This window comes from Streptomyces sp. URMC 126, assembly GCF_051386555.1.
In the GTDB taxonomy this organism is placed as follows: domain Bacteria; phylum Actinomycetota; class Actinomycetes; order Streptomycetales; family Streptomycetaceae; genus Streptomyces.
Map to the genome: position 1 here is coordinate 1 of NZ_JBPQTX010000824.1, position 277 is coordinate 277.

The following is a 277-nucleotide window of genomic DNA, read 5'->3' on the forward strand; positions in this document are numbered from 1 at the left end:
CCGCGATCGCCTGGCGCTATCGCAAGCGCGCCAACGGCTGCGGTTTGCTGGAGCCCGTGCGCCATGTCGGCGCCATGCAACTGTCCGACCTGCAGAACATCGATGTGCAAAAGGACAAGATCGCGCGTAACACCGAGCAGTTCGTGACCGGCCGCACGGCCAACAACGTGCTGCTCACCGGCGCGCGCGGCACGGGAAAATCCTCGCTGATCCGTGCCTGCCTGCATGCCTTTGCGTCGCAGGGCTTGCGCCTGATCGAGGTGGACAAGGCCGATCT

The 277-nt window shown here is 65.0% G+C and carries 1 protein-coding gene; it reads left to right on the forward strand.

All coding sequences use genetic code 11. The features are described from left to right. The coding region (locus ACSNOK_RS34085; protein WP_436784609.1) for a DUF815 domain-containing protein at positions 1-277 on the forward strand (277 nt) is incomplete at both ends.